The organism is Kluyvera sp. CHPC 1.2972 (assembly GCF_036759925.1).
Lineage (GTDB): Bacteria > Pseudomonadota > Gammaproteobacteria > Enterobacterales > Enterobacteriaceae > Kluyvera.
This window is the reverse complement of the sequence record NZ_JAPKIB010000008.1, coordinates 140,945-163,424: the sequence shown is the minus strand read 5'-3', so window position 1 is coordinate 163,424 and position 22,480 is coordinate 140,945. Positions and strand designations below refer to the sequence as shown.

At 54.2% G+C, this 22,480-nt stretch carries 16 protein-coding genes; 7 read left to right on the top strand and 9 right to left on the bottom strand.

Features of this window, described 5'->3' with window-relative positions:
- The first annotated feature begins 12 nt into the window (after window positions 1-12).
- The 6 genes from V6944_RS14580 to V6944_RS14555 all read left to right on the top strand — a co-directional run bounded on the left by V6944_RS14580 (window position 13) and on the right by V6944_RS14555 (window position 6,979).
- Window positions 13-1,515, top strand: a complete 1,503-nt coding sequence (locus tag V6944_RS14580; RefSeq protein ID WP_333499475.1) for an aldehyde dehydrogenase family protein — start codon at window positions 13-15, stop codon at window positions 1,513-1,515.
- A gap of 25 nt (window positions 1,516-1,540) precedes the next feature.
- The gene (locus tag V6944_RS14575) at window positions 1,541-1,840 is read left to right on the top strand and encodes a BMC domain-containing protein (protein ID WP_220439871.1); all 300 of its coding nucleotides are present in this window, start codon (window positions 1,541-1,543) and stop codon (window positions 1,838-1,840) included.
- A 10-nt stretch (window positions 1,841-1,850) separates the two neighbouring features.
- Window positions 1,851-2,426, top strand: coding sequence for a DJ-1/PfpI family protein (locus tag V6944_RS14570; protein WP_333499474.1), 576 nt, complete (start codon window positions 1,851-1,853; stop codon window positions 2,424-2,426).
- A 79-nt stretch (window positions 2,427-2,505) separates the two neighbouring features.
- The gene (gene grpM, locus V6944_RS14565) at window positions 2,506-5,058 is read left to right on the top strand and encodes a glycyl radical diol dehydratase GrpM (RefSeq protein WP_333499473.1); all 2,553 of its coding nucleotides are present in this window, start codon (window positions 2,506-2,508) and stop codon (window positions 5,056-5,058) included.
- A gap of 89 nt (window positions 5,059-5,147) precedes the next feature.
- Entirely contained in the window at window positions 5,148-6,065 is a 918-nt protein-coding gene (locus V6944_RS14560; RefSeq protein ID WP_333012573.1) for a glycyl-radical enzyme activating protein, read from the top strand.
- Window positions 6,066-6,169: 104 nt separating this feature from the next.
- The gene (locus tag V6944_RS14555) at window positions 6,170-6,979 is read left to right on the top strand and encodes an MIP/aquaporin family protein (RefSeq protein WP_333499472.1); all 810 of its coding nucleotides are present in this window, start codon (window positions 6,170-6,172) and stop codon (window positions 6,977-6,979) included.
- A 112-nt stretch (window positions 6,980-7,091) separates the two neighbouring features.
- Here V6944_RS14555 and V6944_RS14550 read toward each other — a convergent pair whose 3' ends face one another.
- The 9 genes from V6944_RS14550 to putP form a co-directional block, all read right to left on the bottom strand.
- Entirely contained in the window at window positions 7,092-7,592 is a 501-nt protein-coding gene (locus tag V6944_RS14550) for a BMC domain-containing protein (protein ID WP_333499471.1), read from the bottom strand.
- 27 nt (window positions 7,593-7,619) lie between these two features.
- Window positions 7,620-8,810: a methionine adenosyltransferase gene (gene metK / locus V6944_RS14545; protein WP_333499470.1), complete on the bottom strand. Its 1,191-nt coding sequence runs from the start codon at window positions 8,808-8,810 to the stop codon at window positions 7,620-7,622.
- 131 nt (window positions 8,811-8,941) lie between these two features.
- Window positions 8,942-9,988, bottom strand: a complete 1,047-nt coding sequence (locus V6944_RS14540; RefSeq protein WP_333499469.1) for an AraC family transcriptional regulator — start codon at window positions 9,986-9,988, stop codon at window positions 8,942-8,944.
- 15 nt (window positions 9,989-10,003) lie between these two features.
- Complete coding sequence (locus V6944_RS14535) at window positions 10,004-11,233, bottom strand: sensor histidine kinase (RefSeq protein WP_220439863.1); 1,230 nt, start codon at window positions 11,231-11,233, stop codon at window positions 10,004-10,006.
- 347 nt (window positions 11,234-11,580) lie between these two features.
- Complete coding sequence (gene phoH, locus V6944_RS14530) at window positions 11,581-12,372, bottom strand: phosphate starvation-inducible protein PhoH (protein ID WP_333499468.1); 792 nt, start codon at window positions 12,370-12,372, stop codon at window positions 11,581-11,583.
- A gap of 567 nt (window positions 12,373-12,939) precedes the next feature.
- Complete coding sequence (efeB, locus tag V6944_RS14525; RefSeq protein ID WP_333499467.1) at window positions 12,940-14,214, bottom strand: iron uptake transporter deferrochelatase/peroxidase subunit; 1,275 nt, start codon at window positions 14,212-14,214, stop codon at window positions 12,940-12,942.
- Window positions 14,215-14,219: 5 nt separating this feature from the next.
- Window positions 14,220-15,347, bottom strand: a complete 1,128-nt coding sequence (gene efeO, locus V6944_RS14520) for an iron uptake system protein EfeO (RefSeq protein ID WP_333499466.1) — start codon at window positions 15,345-15,347, stop codon at window positions 14,220-14,222.
- 49 nt (window positions 15,348-15,396) lie between these two features.
- Window positions 15,397-16,230 carry an iron uptake transporter permease EfeU gene (efeU, locus tag V6944_RS14515; protein WP_185666461.1) on the bottom strand — a complete coding sequence of 278 codons (834 nt, stop codon included), beginning with the start codon at window positions 16,228-16,230 and terminating at the stop codon, window positions 15,397-15,399.
- Between the two features lie 265 nt (window positions 16,231-16,495).
- Window positions 16,496-18,016 carry a sodium/proline symporter PutP gene (putP, locus tag V6944_RS14510; protein ID WP_333499465.1) on the bottom strand — a complete coding sequence of 507 codons (1,521 nt, stop codon included), beginning with the start codon at window positions 18,014-18,016 and terminating at the stop codon, window positions 16,496-16,498.
- 409 nt (window positions 18,017-18,425) lie between these two features.
- On the opposite strand from putP, the gene putA reads away from it, so the two are divergent.
- A complete protein-coding gene (gene putA / locus V6944_RS14505) occupies window positions 18,426-22,388 on the top strand; it encodes a trifunctional transcriptional regulator/proline dehydrogenase/L-glutamate gamma-semialdehyde dehydrogenase (protein WP_333499464.1) in 3,963 nt (1,320 codons plus the stop codon).
- The last annotated feature ends 92 nt before the right edge of the window (window positions 22,389-22,480 follow it).

The window sequence follows — 22,480 nt, the reverse complement described above, 5'->3', positions numbered from 1 at the left end:
GGAAAGTAGAGCATGAACGATCTTGAAATTACTCAGGCCGTCTCTCGCGTTCTGAGTAAATACACTAAAACCGCACCGGACATCCGGGAAAGTCGCCCCCAACCGGCTACCCCCGAACGCGATGGCATTGATGCGATTATTGCCAGCGTGCTGGCCAATCGCGTCGATGCTGCACCTGATGACGACTCGCCATCAGGTGATGGCGCCTTTGCCACAATGGATGAAGCCATTGCGGCAGCACAGCTCGCGCAGCGTCAGTATCGCCACTGCTCAATGCAGGATCGTACCCGTTTTATTGATGGCATCCGCCAGCTATTTCTACAAGAAACGGTGCTACAGGCCATTTCTCACATGGCCGTAGAAGAGACGGGGATGGGGAATTATGCCGATAAGCTGGTCAAGAACCGCGTCGCCGCGCAAAAAACGCCCGGCGTTGAGGATCTGACAACCGGCGCACTCAGCGGCGATGGTGGCCTGACGCTGAGCGAATACTCCGCCTACGGTGTCATCGGTTCGATTACACCAACCACTAACCCAACGGAAACCATCATTAATAACAGCATCGGTATGCTGGCTGCAGGTAACACGGTGGTATTCAGTCCTCACCCGCGCTCTCGCCGCGTCTCGCTGCACTGCATTGCGTTGATTAACCAGCAGCTGGCACGGCTTGGCGCGCCCGCAAACCTGGTGGTGACGGTTTCAACCCCTTCAATTGCTAACACCAATGCCCTCATCAACGACCCGCGCGTCAATATGCTGGTCGCCACCGGTGGGCCAGCAATTGTTAAAACGGTGATGTCGTCAGGCAAAAAGGCCGTGGGTGCTGGTGCCGGTAATCCTCCCGCTGTTGTTGATGAGACTGCCGATATCGAGAAAGCGGCGCGTGACATCATTAATGGCTGCAGTTTCGACAACAACCTGCCCTGCGTTGCCGAAAAAGAGGTCATCGTCGTCAATGACGTCGCGGATTATCTTATTCATTGCATGAAGAAAAGCGGTGCCTGGTTGCTATGCGATAAGCAGCACATCCAGCAACTGCAATCACTGGTGCTTAATGAAAAAGGAACCGGACCGAATACGGCGTTCGTAGGGAAAGATGCACGTTACCTTCTACAGCAGATTGGCCTCAGTGTACCGGAAGAGATCAAAGTCGTGCTGATCGAAACCGAGCGCGATCATCCGTTCGTCGTGCATGAACTGATGATGCCTATTCTTCCGGTGGTGCGGGTAGAGAACGTCGATGAAGCGATTGAGTTAGCCATCCAGGTTGAACATGGCAATCGTCACACGGCAATGATGCATTCCACTAACGTGGAAAAACTCACCAAAATGGCGCGTCTGATCCAGACCACGATTTTTGTGAAAAACGGTCCTTCTTACGCGGGCATCGGCGTTGGCGGCGAAGGACATGCCACCTTTACGATCGCCGGGCCAACTGGGGAAGGTCTGACCTCCGCACGTACATTTGCCAGAAATCGTCGCTGCGTGATGGTCGAAGCGCTCAATATTCGTTGATATAAGCAAAGTGGGTAACCCAGAGATGAATAAACGGATCATCAATGCACCGACGCCGGAAACGCTGGCCATGCTGAAACGGCGGATGCCTTCTGAGTCTCGCAACCGTCTGGATCGGGTGCGTATCGATGCGGTTGGGTTGATTATGCTGCCGATACCAGATTTGTACTTTTACGCCGATCGGGCAAGTAAAAGTGCTCACGTAGCGGTATCGGAAATCTTTGGTAGTTGCCCGCAACATATCACCACGCTGGCTATATTCGGTGAAGTCGCCGCTGTGAATGAAGCCATGCGTACTATTGAGGATGATTCAAATACATTCTGAGAGTTCGCTGATGAAAAGAGTTCTGATTCTCGCAGGCGATTTCTCTGAAGACTATGAAGTCATGGTGCCCTTTCAGGCATTAAGCATGTTAGGTTTCAGAGTTGATGTGGTTTGTCCTGGAAAACGTTGTGGCGAATATATTAAAACGGCTATTCACGATTTTGAAGGCGATCAAACCTATAGTGAAAAGCCTGGTCATTTATTTCGCTTAACCGCATCTTTTGATGAAGTCAGGATGCAGGAATACTGCGGTGTTTATATTACCGGCGGACGAGCGCCAGAATATTTACGTCTGAATAAATCGGTGCTGAACATTATTCATTATGCAAATAATTTTTCATTACCTATTGCCGCAGTATGCCATGGGCCACAGGTACTGGTAGCTGCAGGCATATTGAAAGACAAAAGGCTGACGGGATATTTTACGTTAAAACCGGAGATTGAAATGGCCGGCGGGACGTGGGTGACCTCAACGGATGATGAAGCCGTGCAGGACGGCAATCTGGTCACCGCCGCAACCTGGATGGGACACCCTGCGCTATTACGTCAGTTTATTAGCTTAATCGGCACCAGCATTATTCACTAATGTTCTCGGCGCTGCCGTCAGTTCAAAAAATTCAGCAGTGGTGAATAAACCACGCTCATATTATTTCGGGAGTTATTGTATGTTAGAGAAAGGCTTTACTAATCCGACCGAACGTGTTGTCAGACTCAAAAATATGATTCTGCATGCTAAACCCTATGTTGAATCTGAGCGTGCTGTATTAGCCACTGAAGCATATAAAGAGAACGAACAGCTTCCAGCTATTATGCGCCGCGCAAAGGTTGTCGAGAAAATATTCAATGAACTGCCGGTAACGATTCGCCCGGACGAACTTATTGTCGGCGCAGTGACGATTAATCCTCGCTCCACCGAGATCTGCCCTGAGTTTTCTTATGACTGGGTTGAGAAAGAGTTCGACACCATGGAAAAACGTGTCGCCGACCCGTTTATCATTCCGAAGAAAACGGCGGAAGAACTGCACCAGGCCTTTACATACTGGCCGGGTAAAACCACCAGCGAATTAGCGGCATCGTATATGTCTGAAGGCACCAAAGAGAGTATGGGCAACGGCGTATTCACCGTCGGCAACTACTTCTTTGGCGGCGTAGGCCATGTCAGCGTTGATTACGGCAAGGTCCTGAAAATCGGTTTCCGCGGTATTATTAACGAAGTAAACCGCGCGCTGGAAAATCTCGACCGCACCTCTCCGGACTACATTAAAAAAGAGCAGTTTTATCATGCGGTTATCTTAAGCTACCAGTCTGCTATCAATTTCGCCCATCGCTACGCACAGGAAGCGACCCGCCTGGCGCGCGAAGAGCGCGACCCAACTCGTCAGCGCGAACTGGAACAAATTGCCCAGAACTGTACTCGCGTGCCTGAATATGGCGCCACCACGTTCTGGGAAGCCTGTCAGACGTTCTGGTTTATCCAGAGCATGCTGCAAATTGAATCCAGCGGCCATTCCATCTCTCCAGGGCGCTTCGATCAATATATGTACCCTTATCTGGCGGCGGATAAATCGATTGATGCCGAGTTTGCTCAGGAACTGGTGGACTGCTGCTGGATCAAACTTAATGATATCAACAAAACCCGCGATGAAATCTCCGCGCAGGCCTTTGCCGGTTACGCCGTATTCCAGAACCTGTGCGTTGGCGGGCAAACTGAAGATGGCCGCGACGCGACCAACCCGTTGACCTACATGTGTATGGAAGCCACTGCCCACGTTCGCCTGCCGCAGCCGTCCTTCTCTATCCGCGTCTGGCAGGGTACGCCCGATGAGTTCCTCTACCGCGCCTGTGAACTGGTGCGCTTAGGGCTGGGCGTCCCTGCGATGTACAACGACGAAGTGATTATCCCATCGCTGCAAAACCGAGGCGTTTCACTACGTGATGCACGTGATTACTGCATCATTGGCTGCGTGGAGCCGCAGGCACCGCACCGGACGGAAGGCTGGCACGATGCCGCGTTCTTTAACGTGGCGAAAGTGCTGGAAATTACCCTCAACAACGGCCGTTCAGGCAGCAAACAGCTTGGCCCAATCACCGGCGAGATGACGCAGTACACCTGTATTGATGACTTCTATACCGCCTTCAAAAAGCAGATGGCGCATTTCGTTCATCAGCTCGTCGAAGCCTGTAACAGCGTTGATATTGCCCATGGTGAACGTTGCCCGCTACCCTTCCTTTCCGCGCTGGTTGATGACTGCATCGGCCGGGGAAAATCACTCCAGGAAGGCGGCGCCATTTATAACTTCACCGGCCCACAGGCCTTTGGCGTGGCGGATACCGGTGACTCCGTGTACGCCATTCAGAAGCAGGTATTTGAAGACCGACGCCTGACGCTTCAGGAGCTGAAAGGCGCGCTGGATGCAAACTTCGGCTATCCCGTTGGGGCAACGCCTCATGGCGCAGCGGCGAAGACATCGCTTGGGGAACAGGATATCTACGACGTCGTGAAACGGGTTATTAGCCAGCACGGCGCGCTTGACCCAGCGGCCATCAAAGAGGAGGTCTATCGTCAGCTTTCTCAAACTGCAACCTCCGCCGCACCGGCGACAACGGATGTCTCTCGTTATGAAGAGATCCGCCATATCCTGGAAAATACGCCGTGTTTCGGCAACGACATTGATGAAGTCGACCTTGTGGCCCGCCAGTGCGCACTGATTTACTGCCAGGAAGTAGAGAAATACACCAATCCGCGCGGCGGCAACTTCCAGGCGGGCATCTACCCGGTATCGGCCAACGTACTGTTCGGTAAAGACGTCACCGCGCTGCCGGATGGACGCCTGGCAAAAGAACCGCTGGCAGATGGCGTATCCCCACGCCAGGGCAAAGATACCCTTGGCCCAACCGCAGCGGCCAACTCGGTCGCCAAGCTGGACCACTTTATCGCCTCCAACGGGACGCTCTATAACCAGAAATTCCTGCCGTCGTCTCTGGCTGGCGAAAAAGGCCTGCGTAACTTTGGCGGGCTGGTACGCAACTACTTCGACAAGAAAGGGATGCACGTCCAGTTCAACGTTATCGATCGCGCAACGCTAGTGGAAGCGCAGAAAAATCCACAGCAGCATCAGGATCTGGTCGTACGCGTGGCGGGCTATAGCGCACAGTTCGTCGTCTTAGCCAAAGAGGTTCAGGACGACATCATCAGCCGTACCGAACAGCAATTCTGATTTTTCCTCCCTGCCAGGGCCATGCCGCAGCGCATGGCCCTTTCTCAGGCTCAATTTGGGCCGCTGGCTGTTTTTTGACGAGTGATGTTATGAAGAGAGTCGACTACGAAACCGAGGGCGTTTTATTCAATATTCAACGCTATTCGCTGCACGATGGTCCTGGTATCCGGACTATTCCGTTCTTTAAAGGCTGCCCCCTTACCTGCCGCTGGTGCAGCAACCCTGAGTCACAGCGCCCGCAGCCAGAGTTGGTGTATAAAAAAAATGACTGCATCCGCTGCGGAAAATGCGTCGATACCTGTAAGCAAAAAGCCCTTTCTCCCGGCAATCCTTTTTTCATTGACCGCGAACGCTGCATCCAGTGCGGCGATTGCACGCGCGTTTGCCCTACTCAGGCCCTGGAGATGAAGGGGAAACGGATGACTGTGCGCGACGTGATCAGGGAATTACAAAAGGAGGAGAATCTGTTCCGGCGTTCTGGCGGAGGCATCACGCTATCCGGCGGTGAGCCTTTGGCTCAGCCTGAATTTGCGCGCGAATTATTAAAAGCCTGCAAAGAAAAAGGATGGCATACCGCCATTGAAACCACCGGCCTGACGAGTAAAGAAACCATCGAAGAGGTTTTTCCATGGATCGATTTAGCCTTAACGGATATTAAAGCGATTAACCCTGCGGTGCATGAAGAAAATACCGGAGTCAATAATAGCCGTATTCTGGAAAACCTGATCCGAATTTCATTCCTCACTAAAGTCATTGTCCGTATTCCGGTGATCCCTGGCGTTAATGACAATCCTGATGAAATACGCAGCATCGCTGAGTTTGCCCGCTTAATGTCGGGAGTCGATACCATTCATCTGCTGCCGTACCATACTTTCGGAGAGAATAAATACAGCCTGCTCGGTCGAATTTATCCGATGGGTGATGCGCAATCGCATTCCGAAAATAAGATAGAAGGTCTGAAGAAAATCGTCGAATCAATGGGATTCCATTGCCATATCGGAGGTTGATGGTTCTCTCAAATAATAAAATAAACATACCCTTGAACATTATCTCTATTGTACTTACCCATCATTAAGCGATGGCAAACACGGGCTTAATACAGGAAAAAAACATGAGTAAACCCTACGAATCCCTAACCGGACCATGTATTGCAGAATTTCTTGGCACCGGCTTATTTCTGTTTTTTGGCACCAGCGTACTGTCTGCGGCCAAACTGGCAGGCGCCAGTTTTGGGCTGTGGGAAATCTGCATAGTATGGGGGTTGGGTATTGCGCTCGCCGTCTACCTGACCGCCGGGACGTCCGGGGCGCACCTTAACCCCGCGGTGACCATATCCTTATGGGCGTTCGCAAATTTCGATGCCAGAAAAGTGCTCCCTTATATTGTGGCGCAGATGGCCGGAGCGTTCTGCGGCGCGGCTCTGACCTATCTGATTTACCACAATCTGTTCGCCGATTACGAACACGCCCACCAGCTCGTGCGCGGTAGCCAGGATAGCCTGTATCTGGCGAGTATTTTTTCAACCTATCCAGCCGATTCCATCAGCGTATGGCTCGCCGCGCTGGTCGAAATCGTCATTACCTCAATGCTGGTTGGCCTTATCATGGCGCTCACCGATGATGGTAACGGCGTACCCAAAGGGCCGCTTTCACCACTCCTGATCGGGATCCTTGTTGCGGTTATTGGCGCCTCAACGGCACCGCTGACCGGGTTTGCCATGAACCCTGCGCGCGACTTTGGGCCGAAGCTCTTTACCTTCCTGAGCGGGTGGGGAACGGTTTCCATGACCGGCGGTAGAGAGATCCCCTATTTCCTCGTCCCGCTCATTGCGCCGGTGATTGGCGGTCTGCTAGGCGCGGCTATTTATCGTTACGGAATCGAACGTCATCTGCCGACAGCGAAAGCCGCCAAAGCCGCCTGATTGCTCCCATTGTGGCAAACGCCATCGCGCTTACCGGCACGATGGCGTTTTTCTATGCGTAGCGCACATAAAAAAACCACCCGCAGGTGGCTTTCATTTATGGCTTATCGTGTTATCGGCGGGGCCCTTTTCCGCGACTGCGCGATGATTTCTTATCATCGTCAGCGAGGGGTTGCGCAGCAGCAGCCGCGGAAGTTGATTCGGGTTCGACGACCGGTGACGGAGGTAACTCCGTTTCCGCCATGCATCCTTCCTGCGCGACAACGGCTTCAATGTTAACGACCGGTATCGCGACCGCTTTTTGCTCCAATACCGGCGCTACCGGCTGAACGGGTGCAGCGCCGCACGTCTCGACTGAGCTGATAACCCGTTCAATCCCGATTGCCGTACGCGCAATGACCTTCCAGGCGTAAACCTGGCCAATGCGGCCTGCGGCAGCGACACCGGCCGATACCGCTGCGTTCATGGCGCCGATGTCCCCCGTGAATTTCACCGTCACCAGACCGCCGCCTTTCGTCAGCTCGTATCCAACCAGGTCAACATTTGCAGACTTCATGGCGGCATCTGCGGCTTCGACCGCTACCGCCAGACCGACGGTTTCAATTAGACCCAAGCTCTGCCCGGACATAAATATCTCCTGTTATTTGCAATTCGATAGAGTAGCCACGGGGGCACACGCTGAGGTTGCGGCATCATCCCGCAGCAACTCCGCTTTATCAGTGCGCTCCCATGGAAAAATTTCCCGGCCAAAGTGGCCATAGCACGCCGTCTGGCGGTAGCGAGGGGCCAGCAGGTCGAGCTGGCAAATCATGCCGTAGACGCTCAAATCAAAATGGCGCTCGACCAGACGCGCCAGCGACGCTGAGGACAACCGGGAAGTAGCAAAAGTATTGATACGGATTGAAACCGGCCGAGGTAAGCCAATCGCCCAGGCCAGTTGCACCTCACAGCGCTGAGCCAGACCGGCAGCAACGATATTTTTAGCCACATAGCGTGCCGCATAGGCGGCAGAGCGGTCGACTTTGGAAGGATCCTTACCAGAAAACGCCCCGCCGCCGTGACAGGCGGCACCACCGTAGGTATCGACAATGATTTTACGGCCGGTTAAGCCACAATCAGCGAACGGGCCACCCAGCACAAACGGCCCGGCAGGGTTGATCAACAGTCGCGTATCAGAGGTCAGCCAGGACGAGGGAATAATCGGTTTTACAATCTCGTCGATTACCGCCTCACGCAGCGCATTAAGCGGCATGTCTTCACGGTGCTGGGTAGACACCACAATCGCCGCCGCATGAGAAATTTGCCCATTGCGATACTGCAGCGTAACCTGGCTTTTAGCATCAGGGAGTAACCCATCAAGTTGATGGGCTTTGCGCAGCATCGCCTGGCGCTCCATCAACCGATGTGCGAACAGCAATGGCGCCGGCATCAACTGCGGCGTTTCATCACAAGCGTAGCCGAAGGTAATGCCCTGATCGCCTGCCCCAAGCGACGTTGGTTCACTGGCGCGAATGCCTCGAGCAATATCGCCAGATTGTTGGCCCAGCATGTTGATGACCGCGCAGGTGGCGCCATCAAAGCCTTTCGTTGAGCTATCGTAACCAATGGATTTCACCGTGCTGCGTACAATCTGTTCAATATCAACGGTGGCCGTGGAGGTCACCTCCCCGGCAAGAATGACGGCGCCGGTTTTCACCAGACATTCGCAAGCCACTTTAGCCCAGGGATCGCGCAGCAGGTATGCATCAAGAATGGCATCGGATATCTGGTCTGCCATTTTATCCGGGTGCCCTTCGGCAACCGATTCAGAAGTAAAAAGATAGTCGTCCACGGCGGCGCCACGTTAGAAGGAGGATAGACCATTCTAGCGGCCGCCGATTTTGGGATACGTAAACTATATTGCTGGAATGGCGCACTTTTTTGCGCTAACGAGGGCCGTAAGCGCAAAAAAAACGGGATCGTTCAGTTGAGCTCAGCGGCGACCTGCCGACGGTAGTCCGACGGCGCAATTCCAGTCTCTTTTTTGAAAATTCGGCAGAAATAATTCGCATCCTGCCAGGACAGTTCGAGAGCAATTGTATTCACTTTTAGATCACTGAATTGTAAAAGCGATTTGGCCATGTTGATTTTGCGGCCGGTAATATAGCTCGAAAACCCCATGCCGGTGGCCTTTTTAAAGGCTCGACTCAAGTAGCAAGAACTCACAAAGGCTTTCGCCGCAATATCATCCAGTGTCAGGTTCTTGAGGATATTTTTCTCAATATGGAACTGTGCTCGTGCAACAAAATCCATATTCCCACTGGCCTGTTTAAAGGCCTGCTCGAAAATATCATCACTAATTTGTAACAGCCCAACCATCACCCGCCAGTAGTGGTTAACGGACAGCCCATGCAGGCGAATATATTGGATCATGTCGGTAACGTTATGACGGCATAACACATACTTCTCACCCGCCCCCGCCAGATACTGTTGGAGCAATTCCAGTACGTCGGTGACCGTTTTTACGCCCCCAGCAACCTGCTCCCGACAAGCGGTATCGAGTAAATCAAACACAAAGGAGTGCCAGCCGGAATAATCGCAACTGCCGATCAATTCACTGATGGTTTGCCGGAGTTCACGGGTCGCTGCGGCTTCCTCTTCGTCAATCAACAATGTTTTCTGAATCGTATCGTGGAGGATGCTCTGTTTAACCGGTTTTAAAAGATAGTCATCCACCTTCAGGCTGAGCATCCGGCGAACGATGTCAAAATCATCATTTGCCGTCGTCACAACCACTTTGGTATCGGTGTTTTTTTGCTTGAGGTACTCAATCACCTGATTACCGTTAGGCAATGGGATATTGATATCGACAAACATCATGTCGATGTGGTTAAGCTCATCAATAAGCTGAATCGCTTTTCGCCCCGTCGACGCCTCATGAATGACAACGTTCTCAACGCAACGTGAGATGATGCGCTTGAGTGATTCCAGCTCAATATGCTCATCTTCAACAATGACAATATTATACATATGCACACTCCACTCTCAGGCGGCCAATAATGGAAAGCGTAGCTTTATGGTGGTACCAAACATAGGCTTATGGGGGCTGGTTATCTGCAGGCCATAATTCTCGCCAAACAGCAGCTGTAGACGATTCTTGATGTTGTTAATACCAATGCCGCCTTTCTGTCGGTTCTGATTCCCGGAGAGGATATGTTCAATATCTTCAGCAGAGATGCCATCACCGTTATCGGTGATCTCGATGATCACATCCTTACCGTCATCATTAGCACGCAAAATGATATGACTTTTCACTTCTCGTGGTTCGACGACATAGTTAAAGAAATTCTCCACCAATGGCTGAAGAATTAAAAATGGACACACCACATTATTATATTTCTCGGCAATATCGCAGACGTAGTCAAAGCGATCCGTCATCCTGACTTTTTGAATAGCCATATAGCAATTTACGTAATTCAACTCCTGACCCAAGGTTATCAATCCATTGTTATTTTTACGCAGGAGATAGCGCATCATGTCCGAAAAATCATGCACCATGGTTTCCGTTCGATTGGCGTCTTCAAGAAACGCCAGCCGGCCAATCGTGTTTAGCACGTTGAATAAAAAGTGGGGGTTGATCTGGTACGAGAGCGCTTTGAACTCGGCATCATGTAATGAGCGTTCGATTTCCACTCGTTTACGTAATTCGCTGGTTAATTCTTGCTCTTTATGGCGTAACTCACGCTCGATATTGTTGGTATGAGCCTGTTCAACAAGGTAAGAAGCCACATGGAGAAGCGTATAGGCCGTAGACTCAAAGCGCTCATAGGGCATACGCTGCATATTATCATGCAGATTGGTAATCCACGTGTTCTCCTGCCAGAGATGGTTGTTGTCGAGGATGTAGGGAATGCTTTTCTCTTTCTCTTCCTCAACCTTCACCTGACCGGAAATAAAGGCACCAAGATAATGATTATTAATCATGATGGGAACCGCGAACTCGACAAAGCCGCAGTAGCAGCGATACACCACCGGTTTTCCGGCACGCATTGCGGCTTCCCCACCTGCGCTATCGCTATTATAGCAATGCCTTGCGAGCGATTGATTCATTCTTGAGCGGGCGCAAAAATCGGAAAATCCGCTGGGATGAGTCACAGGAACGCCGTCTTGATCCACCACAACAAGCGCAATCAACATTGATTTGCTGAAATTGTCCTGGAGAGTTTGTAAGCGCTCAACATCAAGAAATTCGTGTAATTTATATTTACGATTCACCGCATACACCAAATCAATTCAAATGCTAACAAACCATACCCTATTCCCGACAAAAAAATGATGAAATAGCTCACAAACAAAAAATTAGTCGTTTAATTTTGTTAAATGATTAGGGTTAATGTTTCTGTTTTTAACATAAGGTATATTTAAATTTCTAATCCACTATAATTTATTAAATCAAAGATGCTCATTTAAAATATTTATTATCTTCATTCCTTTGGAATTGATAATTAATATTTAAAAACATTATTTTATCCACTCAATATTAAGTGCGAAAATAATAATCGTGGAAATGCGAATATAAAACAAAGCCCGGTTTTCCCCGGGCTTTGCAGACGTTACAGCGGTTAGTAGTAGGCTTTCAGCGTGCGCTGGCAGAGCACCGAGCGTACGCAGTCATCTTTGGTGAAGCGAACAATGCCTATCATCTCATCTTCTTCAAAGCGGGCCAGCGCATCGCTAAGCCCGGACTGGACGCCGCGCGGCAGGTCACACTGGGTGATGTCCCCGTTCACAATAACCGTGACGTTCTCCCCGAGGCGGGTTAAGAACATCTTCATTTGCGCCGCGGTGACGTTCTGAGCCTCATCAAGAATCACCACCGCATTTTCAAATGTACGTCCGCGCATGTAGGCGAACGGCGCGATCTCTACCTTACCAATTTCCGGGCGCAGGCAATATTGCATAAAGGAGGCGCCCAGTCGTTTCACCAGCACGTCATAGACGGGGCGGAAGTATGGGGCGAATTTCTCCGCAATGTCTCCGGGCAGGAACCCCAGGTCCTCATCGGCCTGAAGGACGGGACGCGTCACGATAATCTTATTCACATCCTTATGAATGAGCGCCTCCGCAGCTTTCGCTGCGCTGATCCAGGTCTTGCCGCAGCCCGCTTCGCCGGTGGCGAAGATCAGCTGCTTACTCTCGATAGCATGCAGGTAGTGGGCCTGAGCGTCATTGCGGGCGGCAATCGGCGAGGTGTCGCGACTGTCGCGCGCCATACCGATTGCTTCCACTCCACCACTCATTTGCACAAGCGAGGTGACCGATTCTTCTTCACGTTGTTTGTGGCTGCGTGAGTCACGTCTCAGCACACGTTTTGCTTCGCGATGAGCTTTGATCACTGCTTTTTGTCTTCCCATGGATAGCACCTTGAGTTGTTGGTATACATCACACGCGCTGAAAGCAGCGCGATTATGCGCACGAACGTCTGAGGTTTGGCTTCCTTGTAAGCCATAGCAACTGCCTGTCGAAATGACGAATACGCACGGCTACGCGCACCGCACAATACGTCGGGAACAACGAGTTGAATTCGAATTGGATGAAAAATTGAGGTGACGAAATCGCTGCCGGAGAGAGGGCCTCCGCGCGGGATGGTGCGGGTTGAGGTTCTGCTTAGTCCAGTCAAGGACGCTACCATTCGCGATCTCCATAGTGAAACGGAAACTACCGCTATATTTATTATTACATCCAAATCAACAAAAGATGCAACATAATTTTTACATAAACATAACGATAACTTACAGAGATAGCATCTGACACTTATGTGACAGTTTTATATCAATCAGGGAAGAAATGAAAAAAAAGGACTGATTTTTGGCGATATTCTGAAGTTGGGGGGAAATCCCGGGGTCGCTTGCGCTCGCCCGGGCTACAAATGCGTGCCGTACAATGTAGCCCGGCCAAGCGTAGCGCCGCCGGGACTGCACTCAGGCCTGCAACAATGAACTACCCAGATAGCTCTTCTCCGATGCCACACCCGGCAGCACAAAGAAATACCCACCGCCAATCGGCTTCACGTACTCCTCCAGCGCTTCCCCGTTCAGGCGTTTCTGCACCGTCAGGAACCCTTTTTCCAGGTCGTGCTGGTAGCAGACAAACAGCAGGCCCATATCCAGTTGGCCGGAGTTGGAAATGCCCAGCGAGTAGCTGTATCCCCGACGCATCATCAGGCTCGACTGGGTCTCTTTGGTCCGCGGGTTGGCCAGACGAATATGGCTGTCCAGCGCAATCACGTCGCCGTTCGGGTCGCGAGTGTAGTCCGGGGCATCGTGCTCGTTCTTCATACCCAGCGGCGCGCCGCTGTGCTTGTCGCGCCCGAAAATCGTCTGCTGCTCCTTGAGCGGCGTACGATCCCAGGACTCAACATGGAACTGAATAATACGCACGGCCTGATACGAACCGCCCTTCGTCCACGCCGGTTCACCCTGATCGCCGGTCACCCATACCACCTCGTCCATCAGCGGTTTATCGCTGCCGTCCGGGTTGGCGGTGCCGTCTTTAAAACCGAGCAGGTTGATTGGCGTCTCTTTCCCTTTGCTGCGCGCCGCGTGGTCGGAGATAAACCCTTCCCGCCTCCAGCGCACGCTGAGCAAGTCCGGCGTGTGCTTGATAATATCGCGCAGCGCGTGGATCACCGTGTCCTGCGTGTTGGCGCAAATCTGCAGCAGCAGGTCGCCGTGGCACAGGGCCGCATCCAGCGCATCGTTCGGGAAGCGCGTCATCTTCTGTAGTTTCTTCGGCGTTTTATCCGTCAGGCCAAAACGGCTGTCGAACAGTGACTGGCCGACCGATACCGTCATGGTCAGGTTATCCGGGGCGATAAACGCACCGAGAATGCCGGAGTCCATCGGCGGCAAACGTGGATTAGGTGTATCCGGTGCAGGGCCACCTTTGGTGAGGAAGGCAATGCGGTCTGTCAGCAGACGGAACAGACGCTCAAGGTCTGCTTTATCTGCCGCTAACACGTCAAATGCTACCAGCATCATCGCGGCCTGCTGCGGCGTCAGTACGCCTGCCTGATGCTCGCCGTAAAACGGCTGGGTTTCCATCCGGCTATTGGCCGTCGGCGCCTCGCTGGCTTTCGCCGCGTGCGCCACCGGGCAACCGCCGGAAATTGCCAGCGCGCCTCCCAGCGCGCCGATCCCTTTTAATAAACGACGACGTGACGGTTCGTTCAGGTCGTCAGAGTGCTGCTTTGCCATCTTGCTTAGTCCAGACCCAGGATCCCACGAAGCTGCGCCAGATCTTCCGCCAGAGTGGTGATCGGCCCTTTCAGCGCATTGCGGTCCGCATCGGTCAGCTTGTCATAGGTTTCGAAGCCGTCTTTGGTGCGGTATTTGCTCAGAATGGTGTCCACTTTCTTGAAGTTAGCGTCAACCTTCGCCAGCAGCGCGCTGTTCTCTTTCTGCAGCTGAGGACGCAGCAGGTCAACAATCTTCTGCGCGCCGTCGATGTTAGCCTGGAAGTCCCACAGATCAGTGTGGCTGTAACGGTCTTCTTCACCGCTGATTTTGCTCGCCGCCACTTCTTCAATCAGGCCAGCCGCGCCGCCCACCACTTTAGACGGTGGGAAAGCCAGCTCGGAGATACGTTTTTGCAGCTCCAGCACATCGGTGTTCAGCTGGTCAGCATAGTGCTCCATGCCTTTGACGCTGTTGTCGCCAAACAGCGCTTTTTCCAGACGGTGGAAGCCGGTGAATTTCGGATCCGCCGCTTTCTGTTCGTAGTCGTCTTCACGGGCATCGATACTGCCGTCGAGGTCGGAGAACAGCTCGGCAATCGGTTCAATACGCTCGTAGTGCTGACGAGTCGAGGCATACAGCGATTTTGCTTTGGCGATATCGCCCGCTTTCACCGCGTCGGTAAAGGCTTTAGTGCCTTTCACCAGTTCTGCCGTTTCGGCAGTCACGTAGGCTTTATAGGCGGTAATGGCATCATTCAGGCCCAGCAGCGCGTTGGCTTTCACCGCATCTTTGGTCGCTTCGCCTTTGACGATCAACTTGCCTTTCGGGTTGGTCAGCAGGCCGCAAGTCATGTCGTATTCGCCCGGCTGCAGGTTGGCGGTCATCTTCTGGGTGAAGCCCGGCGCAATGTTCTCACGCTCTTCCACCACCATGACCCCTTTCAGGATCTCCCACTCCAGCGCCTTCTGGCTATGGTTCTGGATGATAAACTGGGTTTTACCGGCGTTCACAGTGATGGACATCGGTTCACACTGTTTGTCGTTTACCGTCACTTTAACCTGCGGAATATCGGCAGCCTGTGCCATAAACGCCGTAGAGAAGAGTGCAGCGATGCCCGTCTGCAACGCGCTGCGGCGGAAGTTTTTGGTCATGGTCCATCCCTTTCAATAAGTAGTAGTCACTAAACAGCCGTTTTCTGCCTTATGGGGCGATACGTGATGTTGATGTAGCAGCGCGCGGCGGCCAGAAGAACAGCGCCAGTGCCGGAATCAGATACAGGAAATAGACCGCCACTTCGCTGACGCTCGGCGCTTCCTGGTAACCAAAGATGCCTTCCAGCAGCGTGCCGAAAAGCGAATGCGTGGTCAGCGTGCCGCTCAGGTCAAAGGCGACGTCCTGGAAAGCGTTCCACAGGCCCGCTTCGTGGAAGGCGCGAATCGCCCCAGCCGCCAGCCCAGCCGCAACCAGCAGAATAAACAGGCTCGTCCAGCGGAAGAACACGCCGAGATTGAGGCGAATGCCGCCCCAGTAAAGCAGGAAGCCCAGCACGACGGCCGTTGCCAGACCCAGTATCGCCCCCAGCGGCGGCCAGATACCGAGATCCTGCTGGAATGCTGCCAGCAGGAAGAAGACCGACTCCAGCCCTTCACGCGCCACGGCGAAAAAGACCATCATGATCAGCGCCCAGCCGTGGTTATTGCCCTTTTGCAGCGCGTTATCCACCGCCTGCTCGAGCTGTTGTTTGACGTTGCGGGACACCTTACGCATCCAGAACACCATCCACGTCAGAATAACCACCGCCACCACGGCCACCAGCCCTTCAAACAGCTCCTGCTCTTTTTGCGGGAACTCCCCGGTGGTTTCGTTGATAAAGATGCCCAAACCTAAGCACAGCGCGGCGGCCAGAATCACGCCAATCCACATGACGCCAATCCAGCGGCCGCGCTGCGTGCGCTTAAGATAGCTGGCAATCAGGCTGACAATCAGCGCTGCTTCCAGACCTTCGCGCAGCATAATGAGAAAAGGCACAAACATGTGGACATCCTTAAATGTGTAACGCCGTCAACTTTTGCAAAGACAGGTAAATGTGAGTGATAGTGATTATCATTAAGCCAAAAATAAACACAAGCGAAATGTGAGGGAAATAATGACGAGATGTAAAAGAATAGCGACGATATAGTTGCGTGAGTTATCAGGCACCGACGTAAAAAAAGCCCGCAGAATTGCGGGCGTTTAGAAGGGTAGCCCGGCCGAGCAAAGCGACGCCGGGATCGTGCACCGAGCTACCCCGGAGTCGGTGCTATCGCACCTCGTCCGGGCTATTTAAACGGGACGGCGGTGCAGAGTGATAATGCGCGTCTGCTTTCGCAAAACGCTCCTGCATGCTGGTCGACGGTGCTTTATCCAACAAGCTGAACAGGACGATACCCGCGCTGCCAAAGATAAAGCCAGGGATGATTTCATACAGCCCCAGCCAACCGAACTGCTTCCAGACGATTACGGTAACAGCACCGATAATCATCCCCGCCAGCGCGCCGTTGCGAGTCATACGCGACCACATCACCGAGAACAGCACCACCGGGCCAAACGCCGCACCGAAGCCTGCCCACGCGTAGCTCACCAGACCCAGTACGCGGTTTTCCGGGTTTGCCGCCAGCGCGATAGCCACCAGCGCCACCACCAGCACCATAAAGCGCCCTACCCACACCAGCTCTTTCTGGCTGGCGTTTTTACGCAGAAACGCTTTGTAGAGGTCTTCGGTAATCGCACTTGAGCAGACCAGCAGCTGACAGCTCAGGGTTGACATCACCGCCGCCAGAATCGCCGACAGCAGGATCCCAGCAATCCATGGGTTAAACAGAATCTGCGCCAGCTCGATAAACACGCGCTCGGCGTTCTGGTTCACCGGTCCTGCCACCGACGGGTTGTTCTGGAAGTAGGCAATGCCGAAGAAGCCCACGGCAACCGCACCGGCCAGACACAGGATCATCCAGGTCATGCTGATACGACGGGCGTGCACAATGCTGTGGTGGGAATCGGCAGCCATAAAGCGCGCCAGAATGTGCGGCTGACCGAAGTAGCCCAGACCCCAGCCCATCAGTGAAATGATGGCGACGAAGTTCAGTCCCTTGAGCATATCTATATTTTCAATGCTCTTTTGCTTGATAACTTCCAGCGAATCGCCGAGGCCACCGACTGCGAAGATCACGATAACCGGTGTGAGGATCAGCGCAAAAATCATCAAGCTGGCCTGCACAGTATCGGTCCAGCTCACCGCGAGGAAGCCACCGATAAAGGTGTAGAGGATGGTCGCTGCCGCCCCCGCCCACAGTGCGGTTTCGTAACTCATGCCGAAGGTGCTTTCGAACAGACGCGCACCGGCAACAATCCCGGAAGCACAGTAGATGGTGAAGAACAGCAGGATAACCAGCGCGGAGATAATACGCAGCACGCGGCTGTTATCTTCAAAACGACCCGTAAAGTAGTCCGGCAGCGTTAAGGCGTTATTGTTGGCCTCGGTGTGCACACGTAAACGCCCGGCCACCAGCTTCCAGTTGATCCACGCGCCGACGGTCAGGCCGATGGCGATCCAGCTTTCCGAGATACCGGAGATGAAAATGGCGCCAGGCAGGCCCATCAACAACCAGCCACTCATATCAGAGGCACCAGCAGAAAGTGCGGTCACGAACGGGCCCAGGCTGCGGCCACCGAGAATATAGTCATCAAAATTTTTGGTGTTGCGCCATGCCATAAAGCCAATGAATATCATGCCCAAAATATAGACAAGAAAGGTCACCAGCATTGGGGTGCTAATAGTCATTAAATTCTCCAGAATTATGCGTCGGCAATATCCCAATTTGCCGTCTTTATCATTGCCGGAACGGGGCAATCATTTGAAGCGACCGTATCCTGACGGAAGCGGAATTTTTTCACAAACGATTTAACACTGCATTTACATCGAATGCATTACCCTGCTGATAGCATTTTCCTATAGGTTGCACTCCCTCACGCTTTTTACGGTTGCACCGATAATAACTGTTAAGTGGCGCATAAAATCAGCCCGCGATACCCATTTCCAGTGCCGCCTGCCATAAGTTTTACCATTAACAATTAATTCATTTTTAAGCCTGCAACAGACATCACATTTAACACGGTTGCACAAAGTTGCAACATGGTGGATATTCCTGTTACGCAATTATCATGACAACCGAGCAACAGGAGTAGATGGCATGGGCACCACCACCATGGGGGTTAAGCTGGATGACGCAACGCGTGAGCGCATTAAGAGTGCGGCGACACGTATCGACCGCACCCCTCACTGGCTCATAAAGCAGGCGATTTTTAACTATCTGGAAAAACTGGAAAACGATGAAGTCCTGCCAGAGCTGCCTGCACTGCTGTCGGGTGCCGCGAACGAGAGCGATGAATCGGCCCAGCCGGCGGAAGAAATCCACCAGCCGTTCCTCGAGTTCGCCGAGCAGATCCTGCCGCAATCCGTCACCCGAGCAGCGATCACCGCCGCCTGGCGCCGCAGCGAAACCGATGCCGTGCCGATGCTGATGGAGCAGGCCCGTCTGCCGCAGCCGATTGCTGAACAGGCACATCAACTGGCCTGGAAACTGGCAGAAAAACTGCGTAACCAGAAAACTGCCAGCGGCCGTGCCGGGATGGTACAGAGCCTGCTGCAGGAGTTTTCCCTCTCTTCTCAGGAAGGCGTGGCGCTGATGTGCCTCGCGGAAGCGCTGCTGCGTATTCCAGATAAAGCCACCCGCGATGCCCTTATCCGCGACAAAATCAGCAACGGTAACTGGCAGTCACACATTGGCCGCAGCCCGTCGCTGTTCGTCAACGCCGCCACCTGGGGGCTGTTGTTTACCGGCAAACTGGTCTCTACCCACAACGAAACCAGCCTGTCGCGCTCGCTGAACCGCATTATCGGTAAGAGCGGCGAGCCGCTGGTGCGTAAAGGTGTGGACATGGCGATGCGCCTGATGGGCGAACAGTTCGTGACCGGTGAAACCATTGCCGAAGCGCTGGCCAATGCCCGTAAGCTCGAAGAAAAAGGCTTCCGCTACTCCTACGATATGCTCGGCGAAGCCGCGCTGACTGCCGCCGATGCGCAGGCCTATATGGTCTCTTATCAGCAGGCGATTCACGCCATCGGTAAAGCCTCCAACGGCCGTGGCATCTATGAAGGCCCGGGGATCTCCATCAAGCTCTCCGCCCTGCACCCGCGCTACAGCCGCGCGCAGTACGACCGCGTGATGGACGAACTCTATCCGCGTCTGAAATCTCTGACCCTGCTGGCGCGCCAGTACGACATTGGCATAAACATCGACGCCGAAGAGGCCGATCGTTTAGAGATCTCCCTCGATCTGCTGGAAAAACTGTGCTTTGAGCCAGAACTGGCGGGCTGGAACGGGATTGGCTTCGTGATTCAGGCCTACCAGAAGCGCTGCCCGTTCGTCATTGATTACCTGATTGACCTCGCCACCCGCAGCCGTCGCCGTCTGATGATCCGTCTGGTGAAAGGCGCCTACTGGGATAGCGAAATCAAACGCGCGCAGATGGACGGCCTCGAAGGCTATCCGGTCTACACCCGCAAGGTGTACACCGACGTCTCTTATCTCGCCTGCGCGAAAAAACTGCTCGGCGTGCCGAATCTGATCTACCCGCAGTTTGCCACCCACAACGCCCATACCCTGGCGGCGATTTATCAACTGGCGGGCAATAACTACTACCCGGGCCAATATGAGTTCCAGTGCCTGCACGGCATGGGTGAACCGCTGTACGAGCAGGTGGTGGGCAAAGTGGCGGAAGGTAAGCTGAACCGTCCATGCCGTATTTATGCGCCGGTGGGCACCCACGAAACGTTGCTGGCCTATCTGGTGCGTCGTCTGCTGGAAAACGGCGCCAACACCTCGTTCGTTAACCGTATCGCTGACAGCAGCCTGCCGCTGGACGAGCTGGTTGCCGACCCGGTGCTGGCGGTTGAGAAGATGGCGCTGCAGGAAGGCGCATCCGGCCTGCCGCATCCGAAGATCCCGCTGCCGCGTGATCTCTACGGTAAAGGCCGCGTCAACTCCGCCGGTCTGGATATCGCCAACGAACACCGTCTGGCCTCCCTCTCCTCGTCGTTGCTCAACAGCGCGCTGCATAAGTGGACGGCGAAGCCGATGCTGGAGCATCCAGTTGCCGACGGCGATATGGTGCCGGTGGTTAACCCGGCTGAACCAAAAGATGTCGTGGGCTATGTCCGCGAAGCGACTTCCAGCGAAGTGGAGCAGGCACTGGACAGCGCGGTGAACAACGCGCCAATCTGGTTTGCCACTCCGCCGCAGGAACGTGCCGCCATTCTGGAACGCGCTGCGGTGCTGATGGAAGATCAGATGCAGCCGCTGATGGGGATTCTGGTGCGTGAAGCCGGGAAAACCTTCAGCAACGCCATTGCCGAAGTACGCGAAGCGGTCGACTTCCTGCACTACTACGCCGGCCAGGTTCGCGACGACTTTGATAATGAAACCCACCGCCCGCTGGGCCCAGTGGTCTGTATCAGCCCGTGGAACTTCCCGCTGGCTATCTTTATGGGTCAGGTTGCCGCCGCCCTTGCCGCGGGCAACAGCGTGCTGGCCAAACCGGCCGAACAGACCCCGCTGATTGCCGCACAGGGTATCGCCCTGCTGCTGGAAGCGGGCGTACCGGCAGGCGTGGTGCAGCTGCTGCCGGGCCGTGGCGAAACCGTCGGCGCGCAGTTGACCGGTGATGCCCGCGTGCGCGGCGTGATGTTTACCGGGTCTACCGATGTCGCTACCCTGCTGCAACGCAATATCGCCACCCGTCTCGACGCTCAGGGCCGCCCAACGCCGCTGGTCGCCGAAACCGGCGGTATGAACGCGATGATTGTCGACTCTTCCGCGCTCACCGAGCAGGTGGTGGTTGACGTGGTCGCCTCGGCCTTCGATAGCGCAGGCCAGCGCTGCTCGGCGCTGCGTGTTCTCTGCCTGCAGGACGATATCGCCGATCACACGCTGACCATGCTGCGCGGCGCCATGGCGGAGTGCCGGATGGGCAACCCTGGCCGTCTGACCACCGATATCGGGCCGGTGATTGATGCCGAAGCGAAAGCCGGTATCGAACACCATATCCAGACCCTGCGCGCCAAAGGCCGCACTGTCTTCCAGGCCGCACGCGAAAACGCCGAAGACAGCCACGAATGGCAGAGCGGGACCTTTATTCCACCAACGCTGATTGAGCTCGACAGCTTCGACGAGCTGAAAAAAGAGGTCTTCGGCCCGGTGCTGCATGTGGTGCGCTACAGCCGTAATCAACTGGATGCGCTGGTTGAACAGATTAATGCCTCCGGCTACGGTCTGACCCTCGGCGTGCACACCCGTATTGATGAAACTATCGCTCAGGTCACCGGCAGTGCGAAGGTTGGCAACCTGTACGTCAACCGTAATATGGTCGGCGCGGTCGTGGGCGTACAGCCGTTCGGCGGTGAAGGCCTCTCCGGCACCGGTCCGAAAGCAGGCGGCCCGATGTACCTGTACCGTCTGCTGGCAAGCCGCCCGGAAACGGCGCTGGCGAAAACGCTAGCCCGTCAGGATGCCGGTCAGGTCGTCGATACGCAGTTGAAAACGCTGCTGGAAAAACCGCTCACCGAGCTGCAAAGCTGGATGGCGGGTCGTCCGGAACAGTTGGCGCAGAGCAAGCGGTATAGCGAACTGGCGCAGGCTGGTACCCAACGCGTGCTGCCGGGACCAACCGGCGAGCGCAACACCTGGACGCTGGTACCGCGTGAGCGGGTACTGTGCGTGGCCGATAATGAGTCGGATCTGCTGACGCAGCTCTCGGCGGTAATGGCGGTCGGCAGCGAAGTGCTGTGGCAGGATGCGCCACTGCAGCGTGAGCTGGCGAAGTCACTGCCGAAAGCTGTGACCGAGCGAGTGCATTTCGCCAAGCCGGAAGCTTTGATGAACAGCTTCTTTGATGCCGTTATCTATCACGGCGACTCTGACCAGCTGCGCGAACTCTGCGAGCAGGTGGCGGCGCGCGACGGGGCGATTGTTTCGGTGCAGGGCTTTGCCCGCGGCGAAACCAATCTGCTGCTGGAGCGCTTGTACCATGAGCGTTCGCTCAGCGTGAACACCGCCGCAGCAGGCGGCAACGCCAGCCTGATGACGATTGGTTAATTAGGCGGACATCCCGGGGTCGTACAATACGCTCGCCCGGGCTACAAATATGCACGAATGTAGCCCGGGCGAGCGTATGCGACCCCGGGAAC